Origin of the sequence: Cobetia sp. MM1IDA2H-1, from assembly GCF_002916775.2 — a bacterium.
In the GTDB taxonomy this organism is placed as follows: Bacteria; Pseudomonadota; Gammaproteobacteria; order Pseudomonadales; family Halomonadaceae; genus Cobetia; species Cobetia marina.
Window position 1 is genome coordinate 1,569,574 of sequence record NZ_CM133225.1, and the last position, 14,400, is coordinate 1,583,973.

Consider the following 14,400-nt stretch of genomic DNA (forward strand, 5'->3'; position numbering starts at 1 on the left):
CGCCCAGCGACAGAAAGCCCCGAAAGGGGCTTTCTGTCGTTGGGCGGGCAGCCCATGGTGGTAGCTGTCATCTTCGAAGCTTCAGGCGTAGGCGCTGCATACCCAGGTCATTGTCGCCGGGGTGTCGCCGTTGTAGGTGATGGCGTGTCCGAGGGTGCTGTCAAAGGCCAGGCTATCGCCGACCTTGAGCTGGATGGGGTCGTAAAGTTCGGTCCAGACGGTCACTTCTCCGCTGGTCACGATGATCTGTTCCTGGCCGGAGTGTTTCTGCAGGCCGCCGAATTCCTCGAGACTACGATTGAGCACGGTGGTCTCCAATACCATGTATTCCTTGGACGCCACATTGTTGCAAAGCGGGCGATACCGGTAGTTGGGCGTCTCGATGACGTCTCCCTCCTGCGCTCGCGTCAAGGCGAGCCACCCCCGAAACGACGTGTCCTCCGTGTAATAGAACAGCTCGCTGACATCGACGTTCAGACCCTTGGCGAGGTTCACGATTGCCTCGAAGGTCGGTGAGATACGCCCATTCTCGATTCTTGACACGCTGGCCGCCGAGATTCCTGACGCGCTGGCCACGGCCGCGATGGTCAGTCCCTTCTCCTTGCGTAGCGCCTTGAGATTGTCACCAATGGCGCCTGCCTTGCGTTCTCGGTGCTTCAGGGCGATCGGCGTTTCCTGGTGGGGTGTCATGTCAGCGTGCTCCATCGTGTTCGTCTGCTGGGGTGGCGTCTGTCGCTGCCTATGCCGGTGTAGCGCAAGGGCGTGAGCTTTCAGGTCATGCTGCGGCAGGGAGAGGCATGAACGCCATGATGGGGTCCATTTAGAGCTTCCATGAGCAAAATGTCGAGCCTGATATCCATATTTGACCCAATATTGCGTATATGCAATTGTGGGGGCGAATGCGCAATCTACAGTGGCCGCCCACTGGGCATGTATCAGGCCTCAGCCTGTATCAGGCATTCGCCTGCTGGTAGGCATAGCATTGCACTCTAATTAAAATAATCTTGGGAAAACAATAATGTACAACTTCAAGAAACAGCTCCTCGGCATGGGTATCGCTGCCAGCCTGTTGGCGACTGCCACGACTCAGGCGGCGGACATCGAGTGGAAGATGGCGACTCCGTGGGGCGGTGGGCCCTGGCTTGAACGGGATGCCAAGACCTTCGCGGACTATGCAAACGAATTGACCAATGGTGACGTGAGCATCCAGGTGTTCCCCGGCGGCACCTTGGGTGGTGCGCTGCGTGTCACCAATACCGTGAAGTCCGGTGTCGCGCAGATCAGCCATAACTACATCAACTATGACTACGGAACTGACCCGACGGCAGCGCTGCTGGCCGGGCACTCCAGCGGCCTGACGCCGGAAGAATTCATGCTGTGGATGTACGAGGGCGGCGGTGTCGAGCTATATGAAGCCTTCCGTCGCGAGGTGTTCGGCGTCGTGGCATTCCCGTGCTCGACCCTGGGCACCGAGATCTTCCTGCACTCGAGCAAGAAGGTGCAGACGCTTGAGGACTTCCAGGGGCTGCGCCTGAGAACATCAGGTGCCTGGGCTGAAATCGCCTCGCGCCTGGGCGCTTCCACCGTCGTGATGGCGGGCAGTGACATCTATACGGCGCTGGATCGTGGTGTGATTGATGCGGCGGAGTGGGGCAGCCCCGAGCTCAACAAGCCGACCGGATTCCAAGACGTGGCGCAGTACGTCGTGCTACCTGGCGTCCACCAGTCCGGTGGCATTCTCGAGTGTGAAGTGAATGTCGATGCCTGGGATGGCCTGAGCGAAGCCCAGCAGAATCAGTTGCGTCTTGCCGGCAAGTTGAGCGTGTTCGAATCCTGGCTGGATAGCTCCTTCGCTGATCTCAAGGCCTTCAAGGAGCTGGAAGAGGGTCCCAATGAGATCGTGCAACTGGAGCAACCCTTCATCGATGCCATCTACGAAGAGACACGTGCCTGGGAGGATGAGAAGGCAGAGGAGAACGAGTGGTTCGCGCGTGTGCTTGAGTCTCAACGTACCTTCAAGCAAAGCATGACCACCTGGCAGGACTATCGTTTGCCGATCGGGGAAATGGGTCGCTGAACCCCGCAGGATCTGACGTTTTCGGCACAGGCAAAGAGTTTGCCTGTGCCTTACCCTGACTGTCATTCGGTAGGTTGCCATGAAAATAGTCGATGCCATTGAGCGTCAAACCCGTTGGGCGGGGTATCTAGGGGCTGTCCTGATACTGCCGCTGGTGCTTGCGCTGGTCTATGAGGTCTTCAGTCGTTATGTGCTGGGAAGGCCCACCCTGTGGGCATTCGAAGTCAGCTACATGGTGATGGGGGCCATCTTCATGTTTGGCATGGCGAATGCACTGCGCGTGGGCCAGCACGTCAGTGTGGATGTGCTGAGTCAGAACTTTTCGCCACGTCTGAAAGCCGGGGTGCATCTGGCCTGTTATGGCGTACTGCTCCCCGTGCTGGGCTGGCTGGTCTGGGAGCTTTCGCTCTACGCGATCGAGGCATTCTCCAGCAATGAGCGCTCTGGTCGCTCGGCCTGGAATCCCGTGATATGGCCGGTCTTCGGTGTGTGGTTGCTGGGATTCCTCTATCTGACATTGCAGGTGATCGCCGAGATGTTGAAACTGCTCGCCACGTTGCTGGGTCGTGATGCCGACACGGAGGCGTCCTCATGAGCGACTTCATTGCCCTCATCATGTTTCCTGCGCTCATCGCGCTGATCGTGCTCGGTTTCCCGATCGCCTTCTCGATGATCGTCGTCGCGACGGTCTTTGGCGTTGCCCAGTTCGGGGATGCCGCAGCCTATCAATTGCTGACCAAGATCGAGGACACGGCGTCCAACTCGATCCTTGCCGCCGTACCGCTGTTCATCTTCATGGGCGCGATGCTCGAGAATTCCGGCATTGCCGAGCGACTGTTCGGGGCCATCCATCTGTGGACACGCCGGATGCCCGGTGGACTGGGCGTCGGCGCAGTCATCATGGGGACCATCTTCGCGGCTGCCAGCGGCGTGGTGGGCGCGACCGAGGCAGTGATCGGCATGCTGGCGGTGCCGGTCATGCTCAAGCACCAATACGACAAGTCGCTGATCTCCGGCACAATCTGCGCCAGTGGCTCATTGGGCACGGCGATCCCGCCTTCCATTACCGTGGTCATTCTCGGGCCTGTCGCGGGTGTCTCCGTCGGGTCACTTTTCAGTGGCCTGTTGATTCCGGGACTGTTGATGGCGCTGCTGTTCCTCGTCTACATCGTCGTGGTCTGTGCGCTGAAGCCTGCGCTTGCGCCGCGACTCAAGGAAGATGAGCAACATCCGGGATGGGGCAAGCTGCTCACCATCACCCTGAGTGCATTGCTGCCGACCATGAGTCTGATCCTGGTGGTATTGGGCACAATTCTGATGGGCATCGCCACGCCGACAGAAGCGGCAGCCTGTGGGGCGCTCGGCTCCGTATTGCTGGCACTGGGGTATCGCAATCTCACGCTGTCCATCCTGTGGAACGCGGCGATACGCACACTCAACATCACCGCGATGATTCTGCTGATCGTGCTGGGCGGCAATATGTTCGCGGGCGTCTTCTTTGCTTCCGGCGGCATGGCGACTGTTCAATCGCTGCTGCTGGATACTGGCTTGAGCCCGTGGCTGATTCTCGGCGCCATCCTGCTAATCGCCTTCCTGGCCGGTTTCGTGCTCGACATGATCTCGGTGGTGTTGATCGTCATTCCCGTGGCGATGCCGGTCATCGGCCTGCTCGGGTTCGATGAGATCTGGTTCTGCGTGGCCTTCCTGATCGTGATGCAGACGAGCTATCTGACACCGCCGTTGGCGCCCTCCATCTTCTATCTGCGTGCCATCACACCGCCTGAAGTGACGTTGAAGCATATGTACAAGGGGGTGATGCCCTTCATCTGCCTGCAGCTGGTGGTGTTGGCGCTGATCCTGGCCTTCCCGGGGCTGGCGCTGTGGTTGCCTGATGCCATCAGCGGGCCGTCATGGAAATGATGGACACCTTATTGGAAAGGAATGAGTTCGCATGAGTGATGCAACACAGGAAGAGGCAGGAATGGACGTCAATCTCGATCGGGCAGCGCTCAAGTCGCTATGTCAGAAGGTACTGAGCCATCATGGCTTTAGTGAGCCACATGTCGATGCCATGAGTGACGCGCTGGTGGCGGCGGAAATGGATGGCTGTCGATCCCATGGGCTTTATCGCCTGATGGGGTTCGTCGCAACACTGAACAATGGTGGTGTGGTGCCGAATGCCGTGCCGGTGGTCGAGGATACGGCGCCCTCCATCGTCAAGGTGGATGCCAAGGGTGGTTTCTCATCGCTGGCCTTCCAGCAGGGCGTGCCTGAGTTGCTCAGCAAGGCGAGAGCCAATGGGATTGCCATTCTGGCCATCAACCATTGCGTGCATGGCACGGCATTGTGGGTCGAGATCGAGCGGCTGACGCGGGAAGGGCTGGTAGCCATCGCCTGCAACCCGACCCAGTCGTACATGGCGCCGTATGGAGGCAGCCAGCCCCTGCTGGGCACCAACCCCATCGCCTTCGGCTGGCCGCGCGGGGATGGCAATCCCTACGTGTTCGACTTCGCGACCAGCGCCATCGCACGTGGCGATATCGAGCTGCATCGTCGTCAGGGGGATGAGATCCCGCTGGGCTGGGGGGTTGATCGAGATGGTACGCCGTCACAGGACCCTGCCGAAGTGCTGGATCATGGCGCGATGCTGCCGTTCGGTGAGCACAAGGGCTCTGCGCTGGCGATCATGATCGAGTTGATCGCAGGGCCGCTGATCGGTGACATGCTCAGTATCGAATCCAGCGAGCATGATCAAGGCAAGGGCAGCCTGCCGTATCATGGGGAGATGATCATCGCGATGGACCCGGCGCGTCTCACGGGGGGCAGCCCCCAGCAGCACATGCTGCGCTCTGAACGGCTGTTCGACCTGGTCAAGCAGCAGGGCGCGCGTCTTTCCTCCGAGCGTCGCTATCAGGCTCGCCAGAAGCATCTGGAGGAGGGCGTCACACTCTCCCGGGCGCTGTATGACGACATTCTCGAGCTTGCCTCCTGAGAAGTTGCCTGTGCCGAGCTGCCGAGTCATCGCTGACAGGCACGCGGCAGGACGTCATGAGGGCATGACGGCATGAGGTCATGACTGCAGCAAGAAGAACGGCCGCCCCTGGGCGGCCGTTCTTCTATATAAGGTGTCCATCGTCGTCGCTGTCATCCTCAGTGCTCACCGATACTGGGCGCCCATCCAGTTCTGCCTGATTATGTGCACCACCGGATGTGGGCGTTTTTCCGCAAAGGTGCCGTTGCTGCTAGCGTAAGCCGTGTTGAGGGTCGTTGATGCCATCTTGATGGCCATTGAAGGGGAAAGGGACATGACGCTTGAGACGACATCGCGGTTTCAGGGTTGCCTGTTGGGTGGTGCGGTGGGAGATGCGCTGGGGGCGGCAGTGGAGTTCCTGTCGCACGAGGAGATCCAGGCGCGCTTCGGAAGTGAAGGAATACGCGATTACGCACCGGCCTATGGCGGGCTGGGGCGGATTACCGATGATACGCAGATGACACTGTTTACCGCCGAGGGTCTGTTGCGTAGCCACGTGCGCGGCTGTCTGAGAGGCATCACGACGCAAGGTAGCCTGGTCAACAGTGCCTATGAACGTTGGCTGTACACCCAAGGGGAACGCACGCAAAAGGCAACGGAACAGGAATGGCTGGACAGTGGCTGGTTGATCAAGCAGCCGGCACTGCATTCGCGCCGCGCCCCGGGCATGACGTGTCTGTCCGCGCTCAAGCAGGTGCGCACCTACAGTGACACCGCGCAGAACGACAGCAAGGGCTGTGGGGGTGTGATGCGCGTGGCCCCCGTCGGCTTGTTCGCACATGTGATGGGGGCTTCCCATGAGATGTGCTTCGCGCTCGGGGAAGAGGTCTGCGCGCTGACCCATGGCCACGTGATCGGTCAGCTGACGGGCGGGGTGCTGGCGGTGATGATCCAGTGCCTGGTGGCGGGTGACTCGATGGCACAGGCACTTGCGCACGCCATGCGCATTCTCGAGCGCAAATCAGGCTGCGAGGAGACCATGCAGGCCCTGAAGCAAGCCTGCGAGCTTGCCGAGTCCGGCGCTGCGCCGCAGGTGGCTGTCGTGATGCTGGGGTTGGGATGGATCGCGGAAGAGGCCCTGGCGATGTCCGTGTATTGCGCACTCACCGCGCGGGATTTCCGCTCCGCGATCCAGATCGCGGTCAATCATGATGGGGATTCGGATTCCACGGGGGCCATCACGGGCAACCTGCTCGGGGCGCAATGGGGAGAAGAGGCGATACCTGCTGATTGGCTGGAGCCGCTTGAACTGCGAGAGGTCATCGGCGAGGTCGCCCAGGACCTGCACGATTGCGCTCGCTGGGAGCTCTATACCGATGGGGGTGGCAAGGACGAGCGGTGGGTCTGGGAGAAATACCCGGGCTATTGAGATACGCGCAAAGCTAGCTGACTGAACGCGGGGCAATCCTTGGATTGCCCCGCGTTTTCGTGTCTGACGATGCCTTTTTGCCGGCTGTCACGAAACGTCGGTAGCGCAAAGGTGAGGGCATGCCTCAAGTTGGCGATCCGAGGACAACATCAGAGGGTTTCGTAAGCGATTGATAACGCTGCGGTTATTACCAAAGTCGTAGACTGCTGCCTGACCAGACGTTCAATACAGGCTTTTATTGGTTCGCTAGTGGAATCAATGCTGTTCCAGTGGGGGGATATGTGCCGATGCGGGATTCGTCCACAATGCGCTCACTCCACATTGCACGAAACGGTAGTCTGGATCTGGTCGACGGCAGGCACCTGTCAAGACGCCTGCGACTTTTTTGAAGATGGCATGCATCCAACCCGTTTGCTCAAGCGTAATACTCATCAAGCACAACGGTGAGGGTTTCAGCAGGGTAAGAGGACAAGTTGCTGGTGAATGCCTTTCTGATGATTGCGACCAAAGTTTAAACGTCATACGGCAGTGTCCTGGACAGTGCCAAGCATCTGATCCGCTCTCGATCATGGGATGTCCGCATCTTCAAGGTTGTACAGAAGTGATGCAGAAGAGGGTTGAAGGTTGTACCTCTTGAGGTTCACCAACACTCCTCAGGAGCAGGGCAATGCCCAGGCAACGCAATCTGGTTCTTTGATGGAAACAGTGAGCTGCCAGCAGCACGGCTAGTGTGATAGCGCAATAATCATTAGTCTGTTAACAAGCTAGACGGATGCAGCCAAGACTGCATACGACATCACAAGGGCAATATTGCCCAGGACATAGAAAGGAAAACCCAATGAAAACTCTGAATCTCAAGACTCTGATCGCTGCCGCCGCTCTCGCCACCGTCAGCACCGCCACCTTCGCGGCGGATGACAGCCCGGCCGCCCAGCGTGTCCAGCAGTCTGTCAGCCAGGACGTCGTCGTCGGCACCGCCCAGCAGGCCCCGACGGCACAGGCCACCTTCGCGGAAACCGGCAAGAGCGTCGCGGCAGGTCGTGTCGAGACCGCCCTGACCCAGTCCTCCATTGAAGGGCAAGGCAGCGCTACCGCCGGTCGTGAACAGGCCTTCGACAATGACGCTGGCAAGAGCGTCGCCGCGACCCGCGTTCAGCACGCCCTGAGCGACAGCAACGTCTGATTGACCATCATCCCTGACCTGCATTTCCAGGACTGATCATCACTTCATCTTCATCGAGGAAATCATCATGAACACTATCAAGACCCTGATCGCCGCCGCCGCACTCGCCACCGTCAGCACCGCCACCTTCGCGGCGGATGACAGCCCGGCCGCCCAGCGTGTCCAGCAGTCTGTCAGCCAGGACGTCGTCGTCGGCACCGCCCAGCAGGCACCGACGGCTCAGGCCACCTTCGCGGAAACCGGCAAGAGCGTCGCGGCAGGTCGTGTCGAGACCGCCCTGACCCAGTCCTCCATTGAAGGGCACGGCAGCGCTACCGCCAGCCGTGAACAGGCCTTCGACAATGACGCTGGCAAGAGTGTCGCCGCGACCCGCGTTCAGCACGCCTTGAGCGACAGCAACGTCTGATTGACCGTCATCCCCGACCTGCATTCCAGGTCTGATCATCACTTCATCTTCATCGAGGAAATCATCATGAACACTCTCAAGACCCTGATCGTCGCCGCCGCTCTCGCCACCGTCAGCACCGCCACCTTCGCGGCGGATGACAGCCCGGCTGCCCAGCGTGTCCAGCAGTCCGTCAGCCAGGACGTCGTCGTCGGCACCGCCCAGCAGGCCCCGACGGCTCAGGCCACCTTCGCGGAAACCGGCAAGAGCGTCGCGGCAGGTCGTGTCGAGACCGCCCTGGCCCAGTCGTCCATTGAAGGGCACGGCAGCGCTACCGCCAGCCGTGAACAGGCCTTCGACAATGACGCTGGCAAGAGTGTCGCCGCTACCCGCGTTCAGCACGCCCTGAGCGACAGCAACGTCTGATTGACCGTCATCCCTGGCCTGCATTTCCAGGCCTGATCATCACATCATCTTCATCGAGGAAATCATCATGAACACTCTCAAGACCCTGATCGCCGCCGCCGCTCTCGCCACCGTGAGCACCGCCACCTTCGCGGCGGATGACAGCCCGGCCGCCCAGCGTGTCCAGCACAACGTCAGTGAAAGTGTCATCCATGGTGCCGCTCAGCAGGCACCGACAGGCCAGGCGACCTTCGCGGAAACCGGCATGAGCACTTCTGCAGGCCGTTTCCAGATTGCCTCCGGTGACGACGAGATCCGTGGCCATGACCGCTCCATCCACCTGCAGGAATTCGATGTCGCCAATGATTCAGGCGATAGCGTTGCCGGCACCCGTGTTCGTCACGCCGTGAGCGACGTCAACGTCTGAGACGCCCGATGTCTGCGTCAGACGCTTGCAGGCCAGGTGTCTGCACTGACATGACCTTTTTCAATAGGAGAACCCCCATGCAATCTCTCAAGTCTCTATTCGCCATTGCCGCATTGTCCGTTGCCGCCACTGGCGTGGCCTCTGCCAATGACAGCGAAGCCGATGCCCGCGTACGTGCCACCCTCAGTGATCGCGTGATCATGGGTCAGGCACAGCCGGTCACTCAGCAAGCCACACTGCACCATGATGATGTCGTGAAAACCGGCATGAGTGTCGCTGCCAGCCGCGTCCAGACATCCATCAGCAACGCCGGCATCCAGGGCACCACCCGTGCACTGGCAAGCGATTCGGCGGATTACGTCAACGATGCCGGCAAGAGTGTCTCTGCCACACGCGTCGAACATGCCTTGAACGAGAGCGCGTAACCGCTCGCGGCAACGCAATAGTCCCCGACTCTGCAAGACAGCCAAGGACGCCGATATGCCATCGACCTACCTCTGTCAGTTGCTGAATGGACCCACTGACCATCACGTTGTCTCCTGATGGTCAGTGCTCCAGAGAACAACTCGTGAGAGAGAAGAACGCTTGAGCAAGTGTTTTGACCCGAACGCAAGACCGCACTCGTCGTCAATGGCAGAACCCTTGCTCAAACGCTTTCCTGTCCTGAATGTCCTGTCCCGACATTCCCTGCCCGCCATTGGCGGGCTTTTTTTTGGCTTTTCGACGCTTCATGTGGATGTGACTTCATCCAGCACACGAACCACGGGGCTGTTGATCAGCGAGATCATCGCAATGAGGTCCCGTGAGAGAAAGGGCGCCGTGTGGTCGTGGTGACTCGCCTTGCATGAGAAACGCCCGCCATTCGGCGGGCGTTTCTCATGCAAGGATTTTCGCTTGCGTGGCGCTCGGATCAGTGAGCGCGAGTCAGGCGCGTGGCCAGCCACCAGCCCAGTAGCATCGTCAGTAGAAAACCCGCCAATGGCAGACTCATGGCGCTGCTGGAGACGATGGCAGGCCCGGGGCAGTATCCGCTCAGGCCCCAGCCGGTACCGAACAGGGCCGCGCCGAGCAGCAGGCGGCCATCGATATCGCGGCGTGTAGGCAGTTGGAATCGCTCACCCAACAGGGGAGTGCTGCGTCGCCAGGCGAGGCGATAACCGATGAAGGTGGTGATGACTGCCCCGCCAAGCACGAAGATCAGCGTGGGGTCCCAGTCTCCGGCCACGTCGAGAAATCCGACGACACGCGCGGGGTCGGTCATGCCGCTGAGTGTCAGGCCGAGGCTGAAGACCAGCCCGGTAATGAAGCCGGTGACAGCTTTCATGGTGACTCTCCCAGCAGATGTCGGGTCACGAAGACCGTCAGCATGGCGATGGCCACGAACACCCCCGTGGCCACCAGCGAGCGCGGGGAGAGACGCGCGATGCCGCAGACGCCGTGGCCACTGGTGCAGCCGCCGCCGATGCCTGTTCCCAGGCCCACCAGCAGGCCGGCGAACATCATGCTCAGCACCCCGCTGGCGGGATCGCCGATCAGCGCATCCGTGCCCTCGGCCACATTGCCCCAGTCAAGATTGAACAGCACAAGGAGCAGCGGGCCGCTGATCAACCCGAGCACGAAGGCGATACGCCAGCGGCGGTCCGGGCCTGATTCCAGCAGCGCGCCCCGCGTGATACCACTGATACCGGCGATACGTCCCAGAAAGGCCATCAGCATCACTGCCGAAAGACCGATCAGAACGCCGCCGGCGAGTCCTTTCATGCTGCTCATCATGTCCATGTGGTTCGTCCTCGTGTCGCGGTCATCCTGCGTTGCGACGATGATATGCTCGTGCCTGGCGAGCGCCAACCGTCATCGCCCACCGACTGCTGAGTCTGCTGGTCATGACATCTGCCCATCGGGTGGCCTGAGCGGATCCGGTTGACCCGACAGCCACGGAAAGGCCCGCCTCGAGCATCTCGGGGCGGGCCTTTCCGTGGCTGTTCTACGTGTGGGCAAGGTCAGACCAGCTCGCGGTGCTCCTTGCGAGCGCGACGACTGTCACGCACCACGGCGCCGCAGATCACGGCGAGTACGCCAAGGGCCGCCGGGGCGCTTGTGGCAAGCATCCCGATCAGGTCAGGGACTCGTCGTAATGGCCGACCTTGTCGGTGATGGTGGTGAAGTCAAAGCGCGGCTGGCGGCTGGCGAGACTCCAGGCCGATGCTCAAGCGCTGGAAGATCGCCTGAGTCACGCCGCTCATCTTCTGTGACGTGCGGGCCCGTCTTCAGCGAAATCGTCGCGCCTTCGGCTCAGGACTAGGGGAAGTCCCAGTAAGGCGGGCTACCGAAGTACTCGGAGAAGTAGTCCAGGAACGCCCGGATCTTAGGGGCCAGTTGTCGGGAGCTTGAATAGATCGCCCAGATACCGGTCTCGTTGACCAGCGGTGTCTCGGGCAGCACTTCCACCAGCTCGCCCCTCGCCAAATGACGATAGAGACTCCAGGTCGAGGAGAGGGTGATGCCCAGTCCCGCGGCGCAGGCATCGCGCACCGCTTCGCCATTGTCGGTCCGTATGCGGCCCTTGATGCGTATCACCTCGACGCGATTCTCGTGCTGGAAACTCCATTGATCCATCCCGATCAGCGTCAGGCATTCATGGTGTTTCAGTTCCGCAGGGCGGGTCGGAGTGCCATGGCGTTGCAGGTATTGCGGAGAAGCACACAGGATACGCTTGTCGGGGGCCAGGCGCCGCGCGATCAGACTCGAATCCTTGAGAGCGGAGTTGCGGATTGCGATGTCGAAGCCGCCTTCCACCAGATCGACGATGGTATCCGTCAGGCGCAGATCCAGCTCGAGGTCCGGGTAGCGTGCCAGAAAGCCGGCCAGCCCGGGGATCAGATGCATGCGTCCGAAGGAGGCCGATGCCGTGATGCGCAAGGTGCCGGTGGGGGTGGTGGTGCCGGCACCAACGGCAGCCCGCGCCGCCTCGGCACTGGCCAGCACCTCCTCTGCGTGGGGGAGAAAGGCGCGACCTTCTTCGCTCAGTGCCACATGACGCGTGGTGCGATGCAACAGGCGTACCCCCAGACTGTCCTCGAGCTTGCGCAGGTGAGAGCTGGCGACGGCGGGCGACAGTCCCAAGTCCTCGCCGGCCTGACTGATGCTGTTCACGGCGGCGAGACGGACGAACAGCTTCAGGTGCTCAAGATTCATGTCATCTCCCCCCGAGGCGATGGTGTTGTGGACTGATATTCAACAAAATATAGAAACTGATTGTATCAACTCGCCGTTTATTGTTCATGCCGAAGATAATTACCATGGCATGAACATTCACGCAGGAGTCAGACTCATGAAAGCGATGCTGGTGACGTCATTCGGTGGTCCCGAAGTGTTCGAAGCGGCGGAAATCGCCAAGCCCCAAGCGGCGGCAGGTCAGGTACTGGTGCGTATCGCCGCCACCAGCATCAATACCGTCGACACCATGATTCGCGAGATGGGCGCAGAGCTTCCGCTGTCTCCGGCACTGCCGGCGCTGCTGGGCATGGACTTCGCCGGTACTGTCGAAGCCGTGGGCGAGGGCGTCGAAGGCTACGCCATCGGGGATGAAGTCTATGGCTGTGCTGGTGGCCTGGCCGACCTGCCGGGTACGCTGGCCGAGTACATCGCCGCCGATGTTCGCCTGATCGCCCACAAGCCGAAGTCCCTGAGCATGGTGGAAGCCGCGGCGCTGCCGCTGGTCGGCATCACGGCCTATGAAGGCCTCAAGCGCGCCAACATCCAGGCCGGTCAGAAGGTGCTGGTTCACGGTGGTGCGGGGGGTGTGGGTCACATCGCCATCCAGCTGGCCCGTCACTTCGGTGCCGATGTCGCCTCTACCGTCGGTCGTGATGAGCACGAGACGCTGGTCGAAGGCCTGGGGGCCAGTGCCATCAATTACCGCAATGAGCAGGTCGCCGACTATGTGGCCAGGCTCACCGACGGCAAGGGCTTCGACATCGTGTTCGACTCCGTCGGCGGCGCCAACCTGCCGACCTCCTTCGAGGCTGCCGCGCTCAATGGCCATGTCTCGACGACCGTGTCCTTCATGGACATCGATCTGACCACCGCGCACTTCAAGGGCCTGTCACTGCATGTCGTCTTCATGCTGATCCCGATGCTGCATGACTTCCGTCGTCAGGAGCACCACGAGATTCTGGCCGACATGGCGCGTATCGCCGATGCCTGCGCACTCAAGCCGATCATCGATGATCAGGTCTTCCCGCTCGCGGAAGTGGGCCAGGCCCACGCGCGGCTGGGCAGCGGTCAGGCAACCGGCAAGGTCATCGTCGAGGTCTGATACCGTGACCGAAAGCCACATTGGCAGGATCATCCTGACACTGCGCTGGTACAGACAAACGACAGGGTGTGGCCATACGGCACACCCTGTCGTTCGCGTCTCAAGCGTCGTGGGACATATCAAGGAGAGAGCACATGAAAACCATTCTTATCACCGGTTCCACCGATGGCATCGGCCTGGTCACGGCCAAGGCCCTGCTGGAGCGCGGCCATCGCGTGCTGATCCACGGGCGTAGCGAGCAGAAGGTCAATGGTGTCGTCGCCGAACTTGCGGCGCTGGCCGGGGCTGAGCGTGTCGCCGGTTTCGTGGCCGACCTGTCCGACCTGGTCGCCATCGACTCACTGGCAAGCGATGTGCTGGCGGCCAATGCCAGTCTGGATGTCCTGATCAACAATGCCGGTGTCTTCCAGGCACCCAGCGTCGTGACGGCGGACGGTCTCGACCTGCGCTTCGTGGTCAATACCCTTGCCCCCTATCTGCTCACCCAGAAACTGGCGCCGGCACTGCCTCCGGCCGGGCGGGTCGTCAATCTGTCCTCGGCGGCTCAATCCCCCGTGGACCTGAAGGCCCTGACCGGCGAGGTCGCGTTCAACGACCACTACGCGGCCTATGCCCAGAGCAAGCTCGCGATCACCATGTGGACCCGCACGCTCGCCCAGGACTGGGAAGGCCAGGGGCCTATCCTGATCGCGGTCAACCCGGGCTCTCTGCTGGCCAGCAAGATGGTCAAGGAAGGCTTCGGCGTACCGGGCAAGGATCTTGGCATCGGTGCCGATATCCTGGTACGTGCGGCACTGGATGAGGAATTCGCCGGCGCCAATGGTCAGTACTTCGACAACGACGCCCAGCGTTTCGCACCGCCGCACGCCGACGCACTCGATGATGCGCTGTGCCGTCAAGTGGTCGCGACGATGGAGAGAATGCTTGACCGGATTGGCCGCTGAGTGACTCCGACCAGAGGGCAGCGAGCTGGAGTGCCCTGTCTGAAGACGAAACGCCCACCCCGAGAGTCTCGAGGCGGGCGTTTCGGCTTCTGCGCGCGGACCGATCAGACCAGCTCGCGGTGCTCCTTGCGAGCGCGACGGCTGTCACGTACCACGGCGCCGCAGATCACGGCGAGTACGCCAAGGGTCAGCAATGGCCAGATGAGGACATAGGTGGCAAACAGGAATGTCATGGGCGTGTGTCTCCTGAAATGTACAGTA

17 protein-coding genes are annotated in these 14,400 nt (G+C 60.9%); 12 read left to right on the top strand and 5 right to left on the bottom strand.

All coding sequences use genetic code 11. From position 1 onward, the window contains the following. Positions 1-81: 81 nt before the first annotated feature. Positions 82-690, bottom strand: coding sequence for a helix-turn-helix domain-containing protein (locus BOH68_RS06705; RefSeq protein WP_170877442.1), 609 nt, complete (start codon positions 688-690; stop codon positions 82-84). Positions 691-1,018: 328 nt separating this feature from the next. Between BOH68_RS06705 and BOH68_RS06710 the strand changes: the two genes are divergently transcribed. From BOH68_RS06710 to BOH68_RS06755, 10 genes are all read left to right on the top strand, one after another. Continuing rightward, on the top strand, positions 1,019-2,077 hold the full coding sequence (locus tag BOH68_RS06710) for a type 2 periplasmic-binding domain-containing protein (RefSeq protein WP_077377150.1): 1,059 nt from the start codon (positions 1,019-1,021) through the stop codon (positions 2,075-2,077). A 79-nt stretch (positions 2,078-2,156) separates the two neighbouring features. Further along, positions 2,157-2,672 (top strand): TRAP transporter small permease subunit, encoded by a 516-nt coding sequence (locus tag BOH68_RS06715; RefSeq protein WP_077377147.1) that lies wholly within the window; start codon positions 2,157-2,159, stop codon positions 2,670-2,672. Next, a complete protein-coding gene (locus tag BOH68_RS06720; RefSeq protein ID WP_077377144.1) occupies positions 2,669-3,997 on the top strand; it encodes a TRAP transporter large permease in 1,329 nt (442 codons plus the stop codon). Before BOH68_RS06715 ends, BOH68_RS06720 begins: the two co-directional genes overlap by 4 nt. Before the next feature lie 31 nt (positions 3,998-4,028). Continuing rightward, positions 4,029-5,069, top strand: a complete 1,041-nt coding sequence (locus tag BOH68_RS06725) for an Ldh family oxidoreductase (RefSeq protein WP_258038286.1) — start codon at positions 4,029-4,031, stop codon at positions 5,067-5,069. Positions 5,070-5,382: 313 nt separating this feature from the next. Next, positions 5,383-6,477, top strand: a complete 1,095-nt coding sequence (locus BOH68_RS06730) for an ADP-ribosylglycohydrolase family protein (RefSeq protein WP_077377138.1) — start codon at positions 5,383-5,385, stop codon at positions 6,475-6,477. Between the two features lie 838 nt (positions 6,478-7,315). After that, positions 7,316-7,660, top strand: coding sequence for a hypothetical protein (locus BOH68_RS06735; protein ID WP_077377135.1), 345 nt, complete (start codon positions 7,316-7,318; stop codon positions 7,658-7,660). Between the two features lie 67 nt (positions 7,661-7,727). Further along, the gene (locus BOH68_RS06740; protein WP_077377132.1) at positions 7,728-8,066 is read left to right on the top strand and encodes a hypothetical protein; all 339 of its coding nucleotides are present in this window, start codon (positions 7,728-7,730) and stop codon (positions 8,064-8,066) included. 66 nt (positions 8,067-8,132) lie between these two features. Continuing rightward, positions 8,133-8,471, top strand: a complete 339-nt coding sequence (locus BOH68_RS06745; protein ID WP_139345468.1) for a hypothetical protein — start codon at positions 8,133-8,135, stop codon at positions 8,469-8,471. Between the two features lie 67 nt (positions 8,472-8,538). Continuing rightward, positions 8,539-8,877: a hypothetical protein gene (locus BOH68_RS06750; RefSeq protein WP_077377126.1), complete on the top strand. Its 339-nt coding sequence runs from the start codon at positions 8,539-8,541 to the stop codon at positions 8,875-8,877. A gap of 77 nt (positions 8,878-8,954) precedes the next feature. Then, the gene (locus tag BOH68_RS06755; RefSeq protein WP_077377123.1) at positions 8,955-9,302 is read left to right on the top strand and encodes a hypothetical protein; all 348 of its coding nucleotides are present in this window, start codon (positions 8,955-8,957) and stop codon (positions 9,300-9,302) included. A gap of 485 nt (positions 9,303-9,787) precedes the next feature. On the opposite strand, the gene BOH68_RS06760 is transcribed toward BOH68_RS06755, so the two are convergent. The 3 genes from BOH68_RS06760 to BOH68_RS06770 all read right to left on the bottom strand — a co-directional run bounded on the left by BOH68_RS06760 (position 9,788) and on the right by BOH68_RS06770 (position 12,072). Continuing rightward, positions 9,788-10,201: a DUF6691 family protein gene (locus tag BOH68_RS06760; RefSeq protein ID WP_077377120.1), complete on the bottom strand. Its 414-nt coding sequence runs from the start codon at positions 10,199-10,201 to the stop codon at positions 9,788-9,790. Next, positions 10,198-10,698 carry a YeeE/YedE family protein gene (locus BOH68_RS06765; RefSeq protein WP_333781921.1) on the bottom strand — a complete coding sequence of 167 codons (501 nt, stop codon included), beginning with the start codon at positions 10,696-10,698 and terminating at the stop codon, positions 10,198-10,200. Before BOH68_RS06765 ends, BOH68_RS06760 begins: the two co-directional genes overlap by 4 nt. Before the next feature lie 477 nt (positions 10,699-11,175). After that, positions 11,176-12,072 carry a LysR family transcriptional regulator gene (locus BOH68_RS06770; protein WP_077377114.1) on the bottom strand — a complete coding sequence of 299 codons (897 nt, stop codon included), beginning with the start codon at positions 12,070-12,072 and terminating at the stop codon, positions 11,176-11,178. A gap of 136 nt (positions 12,073-12,208) precedes the next feature. Here BOH68_RS06770 and BOH68_RS06775 point away from each other — a divergent pair, with 136 nt between their 5' ends. Beyond that, positions 12,209-13,195: a zinc-dependent alcohol dehydrogenase family protein gene (locus BOH68_RS06775; RefSeq protein ID WP_077377111.1), complete on the top strand. Its 987-nt coding sequence runs from the start codon at positions 12,209-12,211 to the stop codon at positions 13,193-13,195. 134 nt (positions 13,196-13,329) lie between these two features. Next, on the top strand, positions 13,330-14,139 hold the full coding sequence (locus BOH68_RS06780; RefSeq protein WP_077377108.1) for an SDR family NAD(P)-dependent oxidoreductase: 810 nt from the start codon (positions 13,330-13,332) through the stop codon (positions 14,137-14,139). 104 nt (positions 14,140-14,243) lie between these two features. Here BOH68_RS06780 and BOH68_RS06785 read toward each other — a convergent pair whose 3' ends face one another. After that, the gene (locus BOH68_RS06785; protein WP_218015038.1) at positions 14,244-14,372 is read right to left on the bottom strand and encodes a putative transporter small subunit; all 129 of its coding nucleotides are present in this window, start codon (positions 14,370-14,372) and stop codon (positions 14,244-14,246) included. Between the last annotated feature and the right edge of the window lie 28 nt (positions 14,373-14,400).